This window comes from Rhodobacterales bacterium HKCCA1288 (assembly GCA_015693905.1).
GTDB lineage: Bacteria > Pseudomonadota > Alphaproteobacteria > Rhodobacterales > Rhodobacteraceae > M30B80.
Genome location: CP065161.1, coordinates 1,615,293 through 1,629,804 on the forward strand (window position 1 = coordinate 1,615,293; position 14,512 = coordinate 1,629,804).

Annotated in this window: 14 protein-coding genes; 6 read left to right on the forward strand and 8 right to left on the reverse strand. The window is 57.2% G+C overall.

Going from position 1 to position 14,512, the window contains the following annotated elements; translation table 11 throughout:
- Window positions 1–127: 127 nt before the first annotated feature.
- Window positions 128–2,263, reverse strand: coding sequence for a polyribonucleotide nucleotidyltransferase (gene pnp, locus I3V23_07920; GenBank protein ID QPI84533.1), 2,136 nt, complete (start codon window positions 2,261–2,263; stop codon window positions 128–130).
- A 252-nt stretch (window positions 2,264–2,515) separates the two neighbouring features.
- The gene (rpsO, locus tag I3V23_07925; GenBank protein QPI84534.1) at window positions 2,516–2,785 is read right to left on the reverse strand and encodes a 30S ribosomal protein S15; all 270 of its coding nucleotides are present in this window, start codon (window positions 2,783–2,785) and stop codon (window positions 2,516–2,518) included.
- 354 nt (window positions 2,786–3,139) lie between these two features.
- Between rpsO and I3V23_07930 the strand changes: the two genes are divergently transcribed.
- Window positions 3,140–4,636 (forward strand): hypothetical protein, encoded by a 1,497-nt coding sequence (locus tag I3V23_07930; GenBank protein QPI84535.1) that lies wholly within the window; start codon window positions 3,140–3,142, stop codon window positions 4,634–4,636.
- Here I3V23_07930 and I3V23_07935 read toward each other — a convergent pair.
- Genes I3V23_07935 through rbfA form a run of 5 tightly spaced genes read right to left on the reverse strand, consistent with a single transcriptional unit; the run spans window position 4,633 to window position 8,165 of the window.
- Window positions 4,633–5,526, reverse strand: a complete 894-nt coding sequence (locus tag I3V23_07935; GenBank protein ID QPI84536.1) for an alpha/beta hydrolase — start codon at window positions 5,524–5,526, stop codon at window positions 4,633–4,635. The two genes, I3V23_07930 and I3V23_07935, sit on opposite strands and share 4 nt — an antisense overlap.
- Before the next feature lie 14 nt (window positions 5,527–5,540).
- Window positions 5,541–6,047: a DUF1643 domain-containing protein gene (locus I3V23_07940; GenBank protein QPI84537.1), complete on the reverse strand. Its 507-nt coding sequence runs from the start codon at window positions 6,045–6,047 to the stop codon at window positions 5,541–5,543.
- A complete protein-coding gene (truB, locus tag I3V23_07945) occupies window positions 6,044–6,949 on the reverse strand; it encodes a tRNA pseudouridine(55) synthase TruB (protein QPI84538.1) in 906 nt (301 codons plus the stop codon). Before truB ends, I3V23_07940 begins: the two co-directional genes overlap by 4 nt.
- A gap of 33 nt (window positions 6,950–6,982) precedes the next feature.
- The gene (locus I3V23_07950) at window positions 6,983–7,762 is read right to left on the reverse strand and encodes a phosphodiester glycosidase family protein (GenBank protein QPI84539.1); all 780 of its coding nucleotides are present in this window, start codon (window positions 7,760–7,762) and stop codon (window positions 6,983–6,985) included.
- Window positions 7,746–8,165, reverse strand: coding sequence for a 30S ribosome-binding factor RbfA (gene rbfA, locus I3V23_07955; protein QPI84540.1), 420 nt, complete (start codon window positions 8,163–8,165; stop codon window positions 7,746–7,748). The genes I3V23_07950 and rbfA overlap by 17 nt, the downstream gene beginning before the upstream one ends.
- A gap of 112 nt (window positions 8,166–8,277) precedes the next feature.
- On the opposite strand from rbfA, the gene I3V23_07960 reads away from it, so the two are divergent.
- The gene (locus tag I3V23_07960; GenBank protein ID QPI84541.1) at window positions 8,278–9,087 is read left to right on the forward strand and encodes a 4-hydroxy-tetrahydrodipicolinate reductase; all 810 of its coding nucleotides are present in this window, start codon (window positions 8,278–8,280) and stop codon (window positions 9,085–9,087) included.
- Between the two features lie 56 nt (window positions 9,088–9,143).
- Window positions 9,144–9,506, forward strand: coding sequence for a dihydrodipicolinate reductase (locus I3V23_07965; GenBank protein ID QPI84542.1), 363 nt, complete (start codon window positions 9,144–9,146; stop codon window positions 9,504–9,506).
- A gap of 15 nt (window positions 9,507–9,521) precedes the next feature.
- On the opposite strand, the gene I3V23_07970 is transcribed toward I3V23_07965, so the two are convergent.
- Window positions 9,522–9,707: a DUF1674 domain-containing protein gene (locus tag I3V23_07970; GenBank protein QPI84543.1), complete on the reverse strand. Its 186-nt coding sequence runs from the start codon at window positions 9,705–9,707 to the stop codon at window positions 9,522–9,524.
- A gap of 91 nt (window positions 9,708–9,798) precedes the next feature.
- Between I3V23_07970 and I3V23_07975 the strand changes: the two genes are divergently transcribed.
- The 3 genes from I3V23_07975 (at window position 9,799) to purH (ending at window position 14,506) form a co-directional block, all read left to right on the forward strand.
- Entirely contained in the window at window positions 9,799–11,082 is a 1,284-nt protein-coding gene (locus tag I3V23_07975; protein ID QPI84544.1) for a 16S rRNA methyltransferase, read from the forward strand.
- Between the two features lie 103 nt (window positions 11,083–11,185).
- Complete coding sequence (locus tag I3V23_07980) at window positions 11,186–12,865, forward strand: heparinase II/III family protein (GenBank protein ID QPI84545.1); 1,680 nt, start codon at window positions 11,186–11,188, stop codon at window positions 12,863–12,865.
- 51 nt (window positions 12,866–12,916) lie between these two features.
- Window positions 12,917–14,506, forward strand: coding sequence for a bifunctional phosphoribosylaminoimidazolecarboxamide formyltransferase/IMP cyclohydrolase (purH, locus tag I3V23_07985; GenBank protein ID QPI84546.1), 1,590 nt, complete (start codon window positions 12,917–12,919; stop codon window positions 14,504–14,506).
- The last annotated feature ends 6 nt before the right edge of the window (window positions 14,507–14,512 follow it).

Below are 14,512 nucleotides of genomic sequence, written 5' to 3' on the forward strand. Positions count from 1 at the left end.
ATGCCGCAACTGCCCCTAATGACACAAGAACATCACGCATTGGGGCGGTTAACATTTGCGTCAGTGACGCCTTGGTAAAAACCCCCGCAACCAAAGCTGCGGGGGTTTTCTTAGTCTCAGGCGGGGCTTACTCCGCTGATGCTTCTTCTTCGCTGCGTTCTTCGCCAGTCTCTTGGTCAACCATTTTCATGGCCAAACGCACTTTGCCGCGGTCGTCAAAGCCCAAGAGCTTCACCCAGACCTCTTGGCCCTCCTGAAGAACATCGCTTGGATGGTTCAGACGGCGGTTTTCGATCTGGCTGACATGAACGAGACCATCGCGCTTGCCGAAGAAATTCACGAAAGCACCGAAATCAACGATTTTGACAACTTTGCCTTTGTAAACCTTGCCTTCTTCAGGCTCAGCCACGATGGAATAGATCATATCATTGGCCGCTTTGATGGCGTCTTGGTTCGCACTTGCGATCTTGATGATGCCATCATCATTGATATCAACCTTGGCGCCCGAGGTTTCCACGATCTCGCGGATCACTTTACCGCCAGACCCGATCACTTCGCGAATCTTGTCGGTTGGGATTTGCATGGTCTCAATGCGTGGGGCATGTGCCGAGAACGCATTGGCCGAAGACAATGCCTTGGACATTTCGCCAAGAATATGCATCCGCCCTGCTTTCGCCTGCGCAAGCGCCTTTTTCATGATTTCAGGGGTGATCCCTGCAACCTTGATGTCCATCTGCAGCGAGGTGATCCCCGCTTCAGTGCCTGCCACTTTGAAATCCATGTCGCCAAGGTGATCTTCATCACCAAGGATATCGGTCAAAATAGCGTAGGAGCCATCTTCTTCCAAGACCAGACCCATGGCCACACCCGCAACAGGGGCTTTCAACGGCACGCCTGCATCCATCATCGACAAGGAACCGCCACAGACCGAAGCCATTGAGGAAGACCCGTTCGACTCTGTGATCTCAGAAACCACGCGGATCGTGTAAGGGAAATCGGTTGGCGCAGGCAGAACCGCCTGCAACGCACGCCAAGCCAGCTTACCATGGCCGATTTCACGGCGACCTGGTGAGCCAACACGCCCAACCTCGCCCACAGAATAGGGGGGGAAGTTGTAATGCAGCAGGAAGTTTTCTTTGAAATTGCCATGCAGCGCATCGATGAATTGCTCATCATCGCCTGTGCCAAGCGTGGTCACAACCAAGGCCTGAGTTTCACCACGGGTGAACAGCGCCGAGCCATGCGTGCGGGGCAGAAGACCCGTTTCGCTGACAATCGAACGAACCGCATCCAAGGCACGGCCATCAATCCGCTTGCCGTCTTTCACAACCGAACCACGCAGAACCGAAGATTCCAGCTTCTTCAGTGCCGAACCAAGGTTTTCATCTGCCAATTCTTCTTCGGAAAGCTGCGCTTTGATCGCTTCTTTTGCGGCGGATACAGCGGCAACGCGGTCTTGTTTATCAAGGATCGCATAGGCGTCACGCATCTGCGCTTCACCCAAGGATTTCACCTTTTCATACAGCGCGCTGTAATCGGGTGGGGTGAAATCAAACGGCTCATTCGCCGCAACTTCTGCCAGATCAATGATCAGATCAAGCACGGGCTGCATTTGCTCATGGGCAAATGTGACCGCGCCGAGCATTTCATCCTCGGTCAGTTCATAGGCCTCGGATTCAACCATCATCACGGCGTCTTTGGTGCCCGCCACAACCAAATCCAAACGCTGGTCGGGGTTGTTGCGCAGACCCTGCATATCGTCAACGGTCGGGTTCAGGATGTATTCCCCATCCTCAAAGCCAACGCGGCAGCCTGCAATCGGCCCCATGAAAGGCACGCCCGAAATGGTCAGCGCTGCAGAAGCGGCGATCATCGCAACGATGTCAGGATCATTCACCAAATCATGGCTGAGAACCGTACACATCACGAGAACTTCGTGCTTGAAGCCCGAAACGAACAAGGGGCGAATGGGTCGGTCGATCAAGCGCGCGGTCAGCGTCTCTTTTTCGGTAGGACGCGCTTCGCGCTTGAAAAAGCCACCAGGCACCTTGCCTGCGGCGTAGTATTTCTCTTGGTAATGCACAGTCAGCGGAAAGAAATCCTGACCTGGCTTAGCTTCTTTGGCGAAGGTCACATTTGCCATAACGCTGGTTTCCCCGAGCGTTGCGATCACTGTGCCATCTGCCTGACGGGCAACCTTGCCCGTTTCTAGGGTGAGGGTTTCCTCGCCCCATTGAATCGATTTTTTCACTTCGTTGAACATCATCATTTCCTGTGTGGAAGCACTCCCAAGCCTTCTCGGGTCTTCCGTTTCATTGGCGGCCCCATTGCCGCCGACCCCCTTCATCATCCCATGCGCCGGGGTCGTTGCGTCACGTCTCAGATGCGCGCCACATAGCGCAGATTGTGCGATATGAAAAGCATAGACAGAAATCGCGCCTGAAATATCCAATGATCAAATGAAAAACGCCCGCTGACGGGATCAGCGGGCGCTTCAAACTGATAAAGGCAAAGATTAGCGGCGGATGCCCAAACGCTCGAGGAGCGACTGGTAACGCGCTTCGTCTTTCCCACGCACATAATCCAGCAACTTACGGCGCTGAGCAACAAGCTTAAGCAAGCCGCGGCGCGAATGGTTGTCTTTTGCGTGAGTTTTAAAATGCTCAGTCAGCGTAGTGATGCGCGATGTCAGGATCGCGATCTGCACCTCGGGGGAACCAGTGTCGCCCTCTTTGGTGGCAAATTCTTTGACCAAACGGTTCTTTTCTTCAGCAGTAATCGACATCGGGCTCTCCTTTACATTAGAGGGTTGCAGCACAGGCCGGGATGTCGTCCAGCAAGGCCATTTTCCCAAAGCGCAAGCGCCATGGATTGCGGCCACATAGGGGGGAATCGCGGAAATGAAAAGGCTTTTTTGACCTGTGCCGCCCAGGCCCGTTAACCTTGAGCGCAAATTTTCATCCAAAACCGCGGCGATTTATGGCATCTTCGGGCCTCGCCATACGCCGTTCATCGGCGCTTGGCATCACGCATCTGCTGCTGCCATAGCATCAGATTTTGCCATTAGGGCAAGGTTCGCGCCACATCACGCAAATCCGGTGATCGTTTGTGGGTATCGCATAATGTGCGGGAGTGGGTGATGCTTGCGCTTACGGGTTTGATCAGTTTGATCGCGGCGGGCTATGCCGCTGCAGGTATGTTTGACCTGCAATTGGATGAGGCCGAAGACGGGCCTGCGGAAAATAATCCGCAGATCACACCCCTGACCCTAAATTCTGCCCCGCTTGGGTTTTTGATCATGGGGGGCGAACAGCCTGACGCATTGATCGGCAGCGATGGTAACGATGAAATTCTCGGCGAGGATGGTGATGACATTTTGCTCGGCGGTATGGGACGGGACGTTCTATATGGCGGCACGGGCGATGACCTGATTGGTTTAGATCGCGATGATGTGGCGTTTGGTGGCTTCGGTGCAGATACATTCGCGCTGTCCTTTGATCCGCTCAATGGCTCCGATCAGCTTCCAGAAATCGCTGATTTCTCCCGCGGCGCCGATAAATTGGTGGTGAATTTAGCAGGCGACTGGGGCAGCGCCCCGAGCGTCACCTATGACAACACCACCCTTCCTGGAAATATCACGCTCTATGTCAATGATATGCCGGTTGCATTTCTCAGCGACATCTCCGACCTATCCGTTGATGATCTTGAATTTAATCTCCCCGATGGCGTGAGCATCGCCGACATTGCGCCGCGTTTCCCCGATCTGCTTGCGCCGAACACGCCACCTGCGCCCACTGGGCCAGTTTCGTCCCCAACACTTAATCTGCCAGAGGCCAATACCCCAGACCCAAGTCTCTCCGATTTGATTGACGAAAGCCTCGCACCCGCCGTTGAGGCGCGCGCCGACATGGCCGACAATCTTGGCCCCGTCTCAAACGATGCAATAACGGGCAGCGATGGGAATGACACAATCACAGGCGGCCTTGGCAATGATGCAATATTTGGAAATGACGGCAATGACATCCTCCAAGGCGGGGAAGGTGCGGATGAGTTGGTTGGGGATGGCGGCGATGATGGTATCCTTGGCGGCGCGGGAAATGACTTTATTGACGGCGGCGAAGGCAATGATGCGCTGATCGGTGAAACGGGGGATGATTACATCCTCGGCGGTGAAGGCGATGACATCATTCTCGCGGGCCTCGGCAATGACAGCCTCACGGGCGGGGCAGGTCATGATCTCATTCTGGGCGGCGCTGGCAATGATCGCATTGATGGGATCGTTGATGAGGCCGCAGGGGGCAGCGCTGACGATTTATCAGGCGATGAGGGTGACGACACCATCATCGCAGGCGCGGGCGATACCGTATTCGCGGGCAGTGGCGCAGATTTAATTATCGCGGCACCCTTGCTGCAACAGGCAGGCACCGCTGCACATATCCTAGACTTCGACCCTCAAGAGGATCGGATTGAACTTCTCTATGATCCGACCACAAACCCTGACCCAAGCCTTGAACTGCGTGAAATAGATGGCAGGACAGATGTCTATCTTGATGGCAATCTCGCCCTATCGCTGAGCCAGATAACGGGTCTAAATCCCGACAATATCCATCTGCGCGCGATTGGAGGCGCGTCCTAAAGAAAATGCGCCCGTAAGGCGGCCAAAACCGCCTCAGGCTGTTCTTCGGGCATGAAATGGCCTGTATTGGCCACGGCCTGCCCCGTCACGTTTTCCGCCCATGCCCGCCAGATCCCCAAAGGATCACCCGTGCGCGCGGGAAAGCCTGCCTCAGCCCAGAGAAAGCAGAGGGGCGCCGTGATCATCCGACCCGCCGCCCGATCTTCTGCATCCAATCCGCGATCAAAAAATGCGCCCGCGCGGTAATCGTTGCACATTGCTGCAATGCGCGCAGGATCAGCCGCTTGGGCGCGATAGGCGGCCAAAGCCGCGTCAGAAAAGGCGCTTAGATCTTTGGTATATGTCCATGAGGCCAATGTCCAATCCATATAGGCCGGCCCATCTGTCGCGATCATCCGCTCGGGCAAAGGGGCGGGCTGCGCAAGGAACGTCCAGTGATAGGCCTTCATCGCCAATTCCGCATCCCATGCCGCCCAAAAATCAACGGTCGGAACGATTTCCAAAATCGCCAAACGCTCAAGCCTATCAGGATGATCCAAAGCAAAGCGATAGGCCACGCGTGCGCCGCGATCATGCCCCGCAATATGGGCCTTTTCGATGCCGAAATGATCCATCACGCCCGCCACATCCAAAGCCATCTCACGCTTGGAGTACATGCGATGTTCTTCATCGGCGGCGACAACTTCACTCTCACCATAGCCGCGCAAATCAGGGATGATCACATGAAAATCGCGGGCCAAATCGGGCGCGACTTTTGACCAGCACATATGGTTTTGAGGATAGCCATGCAGCAAAATCAAGGGCGCACCATGACCGCCATGATGCACTGAAAGCGTGATTCCGTTGGTTTTGATTTGTTCCTTCACAAAACCTGAAATCGCGCTGTCCATCGGTGCCTCCAAGATCAATTCCACAAAATTGGCGTGGTCGAATAGGGAATATAGAGCGGGTGTTTGGGATGACCTTCCTTCGACAATCCCAAATGGTAAAGCGGTTTTTCAACTTGGCGCAGCAATGCCGCCACCTGCGCCCCCCGCCCCAAAAACGCCCCATGCGCCCCCCATGCACAGATGATCTGATGCGCCGCAGTTGCGCATTCTAAAATGGCATCATCATTGGCAGGCCCAATCGGATCAGCGGCGGCCCGCATCGCGCGGGGGTCTGTGTCGCGCCATGCGAAAATATTCACCACTGTGAAGCTGCCAAACCCAAGCGCGCGGGCACGGCGTTCGCAGCGCTCGACTGTGGGGTCGTTTTGCGTCTCGGTCGCGGTGGAGGGGTTCAGCATCACAAACCCCACGCGCTGGCCGTCTCCCTCCCAAATCCGCGTGAGGCTATAGCGATAGGCCTCACAATCGGAATAGACCGCCTCTGACGCGGCATCACCCTTTTGGAACACGCGGCGGATCACAGGTTGAACACGCGGCTTGGATGCAGCTCGCCCCCCATATACCGCCCAATGGCAACAGGCCGCCCCTCAAAACTGGCCCATGCTTGATCACCATAATTGGGTGCAGCATCCATCACCTGCCCAGGGTTTCCAACCCGCAGGCGCTGCGCGCCTTCTGAGGTTGCGCGCACATGTGGCAAACCGTCCAACGCATATTCGAGTGGCAAGAGAGCCGCATCAAGCGCCGTGGTTTTTGCGGCCAATTCAACCTGTTCCAAGCTCACAGCATCGTCCAAGTCAAAAGGCCCCGACCACAGACGGCGCAACCACGCAACATGGCCATAACAGCCCAATGCGGCACCCAAATCGCGCGCAATCGCGCGCACATAACCCCCCTTGCCGCAGACCATCTCTAAGACAGCAGACTCAGGGTTTTTGCGCGAAACCAGATCAAGCGTCTCAACGTAAAGCGGCCGCGCGGATAGTTCCACATCTTCGCCCGCCCGCGCCAAGGCATAGGCGCGCTGACCATCTATTTTCACAGCTGAATATTGCGGCGGAATTTGCGTGATATGCCCCCGAAACGCGGCTAGGCCCGCACGAATATCGTCATCACTCGGCCTCAGGTCAGAGCGCGCGATCACCTCGCCTTCGGCATCATCAGTATTGGTCGCCGCGCCAAAGGTGACTTCAAACTCATAGGCTTTGAGGGCATCGGTGATGTAAGGCACCGTCTTGGTTGCTTCGCCAAGCGCCACCGCCAAAAGGCCTGTCGCTTCAGGATCAAGCGTGCCTGCATGGCCCGCTTTATTCGCATCCAACGCCCATTTCACTTTGTTCACCACAAAGTTGGAACTCACCCCCGCAGGTTTATCGACAATCAACCAGCCTGAGATGTCGCGTCCCCGTTTGCGCCGTGCCATGCGTGATCCTTCCAAAATCCAAGAGGGGTCGCGTTACTCTAGGCCTGTTTGCGCGTCAACCACAGCCCCTAAGATCGGCCCAAGGGGCAAACCGAAATCCGCGCGCCCCAATTGCGGCGCATAGAAGCGGGATACGTTTCCGTCCAAAAACAGCGCGTTGTTGATGGCGAAATGATCCCGAAACACGCGGGCAAATTGGTGGAATGTGACAGGCGCATCCGAAATCACCGCCACAACAGATGTCCCATCCATCCGAACGCCAACGCCGTTGCGAATATATCGCGATGTGCTGTCGGGCAAAAAGGCGGGATGCAACGCACCATCAATCACCAACATCGGGCCAGATTGTGTCGCATATTCGCAAACGGGTGGCGCGGCTTCAAAGCTGCGCGCCTCAATCACCGCGGCCTTCCCTGCATTCAGGCAGAACACGCCATTTGGCAGAAGGCCAAAATTACCTGGCCCATCAGATGTGATGATCCGCATCTCCTCTTGGCCTTGCTCAACATAAAGACCGACAGGTCGGCGATCAGGGTGATACATCCCGCCATTCATTGCAAAGGCCAAAACCTGATTTTCAGGTAAGCTGTCAGCCACATTGAGGAAGGAACCAAAAATCTCGCCCGCACCATCGCGTAGAAAGAGCCGCATCTGAGCGCGGGTCAAATCAATTTCACACGCGGTGAAAGGCGTTTCTTCAAAGCGAAAATCCGCGCAAGATACAGGCGCCTGATCCGCCCATAGGACTGCAGGCCCGCCTCCGCCCAGCGCACATAAGGCGCCCAAAAGCAGTGATTTAATCTTCCCCGTCATCGCGATCTGGGGCCTCGACATCGCGGCGCACTTTTTCATCGGCAAACATACGGCGCGTCTCGTCCATGCGATCAAAGGTTTCATCAATCAAAAACCGCAGGTCAGGTGCATATTTCAGCGTCATCTCACGACTGATGGCGCGGCGTAATTCGCCCGTGTTGCGCCGCAGCGCTGTCAGGGCTTCCTCGCGCTGACCACCGCCCAACGGCATCACATAAACATGCGCCACTTTGAGGTCTGGGGTCGCGCGCACTTCGCCCACTGTGATTGACAGGCGATTAAGCTCGGCATCATGCACTTCGCCGCGGTTCAGCACATCGGACAGAGTGCGGCGGATCAATTCGCCCACGCGCAACTGGCGCTGTGATGGGCCTGGCCCCTCATGGAACTTGTTTTTTGCCATCCGCACTCTCCTAAGTCTCTCTCGCATCTAGGCGATCATGGCCCGCCTCGCAAGCGCGGGCTTTCCGATTTGCATCGCTTGCGGTAGAGGGAAGGGAACACAGGAGGATGGCATGAGCGAGTCAATCGGGATCATCATTACAGGCGCATCAGGCCGCATGGGGCGGATGTTGATCGAAACCGTAGAGGCCAACCCCGCCACCCATTTGGTCGGCGTCACCGAACGCCCGGGCCATACATGGATCGGTCAGGATTTGGGCGCAGCCATGGGGCGCGGTGAGATGGGTGTGCCAGTCGTGGACGACCTTCTTGAAATTTTGCCCAAAGCCAAAGCCATCATCGACTTCACATCGCCTGAAGCCACGGTGGCGCATTCAGTTTTGGCGGCCCAAGCCCGTGTGGCCCATGTCATTGGCACAACGGGCATGGATGATGCAGCGCTTGCAAAACTCAAGGCCGCCGCTCGCCATGCCACCGTCGTGCGCGCAGGCAATATGAGCCTAGGGGTCAACCTGCTCGTGCAGATCACCAAACAGGTGGCCGCTGCATTGGATGAGGATTTCGACATTGAAATCGTGGAGGCGCATCACAACCGCAAGGTTGATGCCCCTTCTGGCACGGCCATCATGCTCGGCGAAGCCGCCGCAGAGGGGCGCGGGGTTTCCCTTGCAGATGTCCGCGATGCAGGCCGTGACGGGATCACTGGCGCGCGGGAGGCGGGCGCAATAGGTTTTTCCGCCATTCGAGGCGGCGATATTGTCGGCGAGCATGATGTGATCTTTGCGGCGGCAGGGGAACGTCTTGTCCTGCGCCATATTGCAACGGATCGCGCCATTTTTGCGCGCGGCGCCCTCAAGGCTGCTATTTGGGCACAAGACCAAGGCCCAGGTGAATTTTCTATGCTGGATGTGCTTGGACTGTGATCTAAGCCGCTCTATCTTTCGTAACACAGCAATAGATGTTGGTTACGGAGCAGACTATGCTGAACAGATTGGCGCTCGGCACAATGCTTGGTGTCTTGATTGTGGCGGATGCCGCAGCGGCGGAAGGCTTTACGCCCGTGACGGATCGCGCAAGGTTCGTTTCTTTGATCGAAGGGCGCGAACTCACCCGTTTTGGCATTCGATTGACGGTTGAGCCTGATGGCGACATCACGGGCCGCGCCTTTGGACGCCCAGTTACGGGGGATTGGGCGTGGCAAAATGGCTATTTCTGCCGCAATCTCAGCTTTGGCGCAGAGCCATTAGAATATAATTGCCAATTGGTGGAGGAGCGGGAGGGCACCCTGCGATTTACGGCTGATGAGGGTGCGGGCATCTATGCTGACCTGACACTGCGCTAGGCGGCAGGGCCCGCATCAAAAATCAATGGCGATGCCTTTTTTCTCCCAATCGCCATAGCGCACGGGTTCGGGGCCATCGCGCCCCCCAAGCTCCTTGGGCAATTCTACCGCTTCCGCCTCAGCGCGGCGGGCTTCCGCCTCCGCCAAGGCCCGCTGTGCAGCGGGCGGCAGGTCACGCTTGTCCGTCTTAGTCTCACTCATAGCGGCCTCATAGCGCAGCAAAAGGGCTGCATGATTGATCTCTGTCTCCCCCGTGATATACGGCAGCGAAACCCAGAGACAAGGATAGAAAATGGCGCGGACACGCGAAGAGGGTCGCCAAGACACCCAAGGTTTAGGCCCCCGCAAGGCCGCATTGGCCATTTTGCGCGCGGTTTATCTTGACCGCCAGATGGTCGCTCATCTCGACCAACCGCGCGGTCTTGCCCCCGAGGATCGCGCCCGCGCCGAGCGTTTGGCCCAAACGGTGCTGCGCCACACAGGCCGCATTGACACCTTGCTGTCAGCCTATCTCGAGCGCCGTCCACACCCATTGGCCCAAAATATTTTGCGCCTTGGGGTTGCAGAATTGTTGCTTGATGAAGCCGAAGCCTATGGCGTGGTCAACGCGGCTGTTGCCATCGCCAAACAAGGCCGCGCAACAGGCGGCGCGGCTGGTTTGATCAACGCTGTCCTGCGTAAGGTTGATCAAGAAGGGCGTGCAAGATGGGCGCAACTGGCCCCACAAACCTTGCCCGTTTGGTTGCGCAAAGCGGTTGGGGGGGCATGGGGCGAAACCGCAACCCGCGCGATTGAAGCAGCGCATGAGGCAGGTGCGCCAATTGACATCACCTTACGCGACCAAAGCGCCCCCTTCGAGGCAGGTGAACCCTTGCCCACAGGCAGCATCCGATTGCCGCGCCAAACCCAAATATCCACGCTAGGCGGCTATGAGGCGGGTACGTTTTGGGTGCAAGATGCCGCCGCCGCCCTTCCTGTGAAACTCTTAGGCGATGTGTCAGGGAAACCTGTGCTTGATCTATGCGCAGCACCTGGCGGCAAGACCATGCAGCTTGCAGCAGCAGGGGCGAAGGTCACCGCTCTTGATTTGTCGAAACACCGTATGGGCCGCGTGCGTGACAATCTACGCCGCACGGGCCTGTCGGCGGATATGGTCACGGCTGACGCGTTGGAATTCAACAGTGGCCCTTGGCCCATCATCGTGCTTGATGCGCCCTGCTCGGCGACAGGAACAATAAGACGGCACCCCGACCTGCCCTTCGTCAAATCCGCCCGTGAAGTGGAAGCGCTGACAAAGCTGCAAATGCAAATGCTTGATCATGCTATATCGCTTTTGGACACAGGCGGGCGCATGGTGTTTTGCACCTGCTCGCTCTTGCCCAATGAGGGTGAAAACCAAATCAAAGCCGCGCTGAAACGACACCCTAACCTCGCCGTCTTGCCACTTGATCCCACAGCACTTGGGGTTGATCCCGCATGGATCAGTGCCGAAGGCGGTCTGCGTATCTTGCCGCATTACTGGCAAGATCGTGGCGGAATTGACGGATTTTACATGGCGCTTTTGCAAAAGCGGTGACAGCGCAGGTTCAAGCCGCTACACAAGACAGGACGCTTGGCCAGCTGCTTGAATTATACGCATAATGACATCACTCCCGCTCCCGATCAGGGGATCGCAATCGGTGCCTGCCTTACCCGTTTCGCAACCTCATCAGGCTGCGGGCCGTGTTCATTTGGGGCTCAGCATCGCGGATTTGCGATGGCTGCTCAGCCCCAAGGCCCTTGGTATCATTTGGCAGCCCGCGCCTTTTTCCCTGCCCAATCCACTGCGGGGGCAGCAGATTTTGGCGGGCAATTACGCAGGCGCGAACGGATTGATTGCCTTGGCAGGTCACGCCCCATGGCAGCACGCCACAGAGATTTCCGCGCATGGGTTTGACTGGCTTGATGACCTTGCTAGCTTGGGCAATCGCCCCGCCCGCGATCTGGCGCAGGGGTGGCTTGCCCTTTGGATCCGCGACCATGACCGCCCCTTTGCGCGCCAAGGCAAGGCTTGGACATTAGAGGCCATCTCTGCGCGCCAGATCAGCCTATTGACCCATGCGCATTTTTTAATGGCTGGACAAAACACCGCTGATCGCAAGGCGATGTTCAAACTTTTGGCGCGCCAAACGGCATGGCTTCGCCATGAGGTGACACGCTGCCCTGACCCTGTCGCGCGACTACACGGCGCAACCGCTTGGGTATTTTCGACTTCAAGCCTCATGGGAATGGAGGGGGTGCGACCCAAAGCGATACAGTGCCTTGAGAAAGCGGCCGCTCAGCTTAGCACTGCGCCTGAGGCCGATCTTCCCCGCAATCCTGCAAGACTTGCTTCGGCCTTAGCGGATTTGGTTTGGATGCGCGCGGTTCTCGGTCGTGCCGCAACCCCTCAGGCGGTGCAGCAGGCCATCACGCGCCTCTCTGATTGCGTCAGTGTTCTGCGCCCACCGCACGGCGCTTTAGCTCGATTTCATGGGTGCGATGGGGGCGCACCTGCCCTTTTGTCTCAAATCCAAGATCGGGCTGATGAGGGGCGTAAGCCCGCAGCCCTACCCCGTTTCAGCCATGCAGCAGGCTATATTCGCCTCAGCTGCGCCGCGTCTTGCCTGATATTGGACGCAAGCCCACCCCCCCTCAAAAGGGAAGGGGATATGGCCCATGCAAGCACGAATGCAATGGAATTCAGCGTCAACCGCTTGGCCTTTATCACCTCCTGCGGGACAGGGGCGGGGTTCGGGCCAGATTGGATGCGCGCGGGCCGCGCCACACAAAGCCACTCCACCGCCTGTCTCGCGGGTCGCTCCTCGGCGGGATTGGATGGTGCAACCTTGATTGGGGGGGCGACACAGGTCGCTCAAAGCTCAAAACCCACCCACGGCGCCGAGCGCGTGGCGGTTTCTCATAATGCGTGGCAAGCAGATTGGGGCCTGCACCACATTCGCGCCCTGACCCTATCCCATGATGGGATGCGCCTTGGGGGTGAAGATGCATTTGCGCCGCGCAATGAGGAAGATCGTGTCATTTTTGCGGCCCGCATGGCCCAAACCCCTAGGGGCAGTTTGGGCTTTAGCCTCCATTTCCACGTGCATCCCACGATCACAGCACAAAGCGACATGGGCGGACGGGCCGCCTCGTTCCTATTGCCAGATGGGCAAGTTTGGGTCTTGCGGCCAAGCGAAGGCGCAGAGCTTGTTTTGCGCCCTTCGGTTTACTTTGATCCCGACCATCGAAATCCACGCGCGACAAAACAGGTGGTTCTCTTTTCCACGCTAGCAGATTATGGGGGCGCCATCGGATGGTGTTTTCTGCGCGCGCAATAGCACGGGGGCATCATGCGACCCCGTGATTGATGCAAATGCCAAGGAAACCCCATGACCGATCTCGCCCCCCTCTCCCGCGCCCTGATCTCTGTTTCTGACAAGACAGGTCTGATTGAGTTTGCCACGGCCTTAGCCGCACGGGGGGTTGATCTTTTGTCGACAGGTGGCACAGCCAAAGCCCTGCGCGAGGCAGGTCTTGCGGTGCGTGATGTCTCCGAGGTTACAAAATTTCCTGAAATGATGGATGGCCGCGTCAAAACCCTGCATCCGATGGTTCATGGCGGCTTGCTAGCTTTGCGTGACAATCCTGATCACCAAGCCGCCATGGCCGAGCATAACATCGCGCCGATTGATCTATTGGTGGTCAATCTCTACCCGTTCGAGGCGACTGTCGCCAAAGGGGCAAGCTACGAAGATTGCGTTGAAAATATCGACATCGGCGGGCCCGCGATGATCCGCGCTGCCGCAAAGAACCACGGTTTTGTCAGCGTTGTGACTGATCCCGAAGATTATGCCGCCCTTCTGGCCGAGTTGGATGCGCAAAACGGCCAAACCACGCTGCGCTTCCGCCAAACTTTGGCGCAGACCGCCTATGCCCGCACCGCCGCCTATGATGCGGCTGTCTCCACTTGGATGGCCAATGCTTTGGGCGATCCCGCACCGCGCCGCCGTGCTGTGGCAGGGCGTTTGGTGCAGTCTTTGCGTTACGGCGAAAACCCACATCAAGCGGCGGCCTTTTATACCGATGGCACAGGCCGTGCGGGCGTTGCCACCGCGAAACAGCACCAAGGCAAAGAGCTATCCTACAATAACATCAACGACACAGACGCAGCCTTTGAATTGGTCAGCGAGTTCTTGCCCGAGGGCGGCCCTGCCTGTGCGATTATCAAACATGCCAATCCCTGTGGCGTTGCCCGTGGCGCAAGCCTGACCGAAGCCTATTTGCGGGCCTTTGACTGCGACCGCACATCGGCCTTTGGGGGGATTATCGCCTTCAACCAACCGCTTGATGGCGCGACTGCAGAGGAAATCACAAAGATCTTCACCGAGGTTGTTATTGCCCCCGGTGCAGATGAGGAAGCGCGCGCCATTTTCGCCGCCAAGAAAAATCTGCGCCTCTTGACCACGGATGCGCTTGCAGACCCAAAAGCAGCGGCAATGACCATCCGCCAAGTTTCAGGCGGGTATCTGGTGCAAGACAAAGACAATGGCCAAATTGATCTGAGCGATCTGAAAGTCGTGACCAAACTTAAACCATCCGATGCGCAGCTCACTGATTTGCTGTTCGCATGGAAAGTGGCCAAGCACGTCAAATCGAACGCGATTGTCTATGTCAAAGACGGCGCCACTGTTGGCATCGGCGCAGGCCAGATGAGCCGTGTCGACAGTTCGCGCATTGCCGCGCGCAAGGCGCAGGATATGGCCGACATCCTTGGTCTTGCGCAAAGTCCTGCGATTGGTTCAGTTTTGGCCTCTGACGCTTTCTTCCCCTTCCCCGATGGTCTGCTTTCGGCTGCAGAGGCAGGGGCCAAGGCGGTCATCCAACCAGGCGGCTCCATGCGCGATGACGAGGTGATCGCTGCCGCCGATGAGGCAGGCCTTGCGATGGTCTTTACAGGAATGCGCCATTTCCGTCACTAAGGGGGC

Bases quoted from the DNA above. Each gene is read 5' to 3' on its own strand.
- pnp (QPI84533.1), bottom strand. From the start codon at position 2,263: ATGTTCAACGAAGTGAAAAAATCGATTCAATGGGGCGAGGAAACCCTC.
- rpsO (QPI84534.1), bottom strand. From the start codon at position 2,785: ATGTCGATTACTGCTGAAGAAAAGAACCGTTTGGTCAAAGAATTTGCC.
- I3V23_07930 (QPI84535.1), top strand. From the start codon at position 3,140: ATGCTTGCGCTTACGGGTTTGATCAGTTTGATCGCGGCGGGCTATGCC.
- I3V23_07935 (QPI84536.1), bottom strand. From the start codon at position 5,526: ATGGACAGCGCGATTTCAGGTTTTGTGAAGGAACAAATCAAAACCAAC.
- truB (QPI84538.1), bottom strand. From the start codon at position 6,949: ATGGCACGGCGCAAACGGGGACGCGACATCTCAGGCTGGTTGATTGTC.
- I3V23_07950 (QPI84539.1), bottom strand. From the start codon at position 7,762: ATGACGGGGAAGATTAAATCACTGCTTTTGGGCGCCTTATGTGCGCTG.
- rbfA (QPI84540.1), bottom strand. From the start codon at position 8,165: ATGGCAAAAAACAAGTTCCATGAGGGGCCAGGCCCATCACAGCGCCAG.
- I3V23_07960 (QPI84541.1), top strand. From the start codon at position 8,278: ATGAGCGAGTCAATCGGGATCATCATTACAGGCGCATCAGGCCGCATG.
- I3V23_07965 (QPI84542.1), top strand. From the start codon at position 9,144: ATGCTGAACAGATTGGCGCTCGGCACAATGCTTGGTGTCTTGATTGTG.
- I3V23_07970 (QPI84543.1), bottom strand. From the start codon at position 9,707: ATGAGTGAGACTAAGACGGACAAGCGTGACCTGCCGCCCGCTGCACAG.
- I3V23_07975 (QPI84544.1), top strand. From the start codon at position 9,799: ATGGCGCGGACACGCGAAGAGGGTCGCCAAGACACCCAAGGTTTAGGC.
- purH (QPI84546.1), top strand. From the start codon at position 12,917: ATGACCGATCTCGCCCCCCTCTCCCGCGCCCTGATCTCTGTTTCTGAC.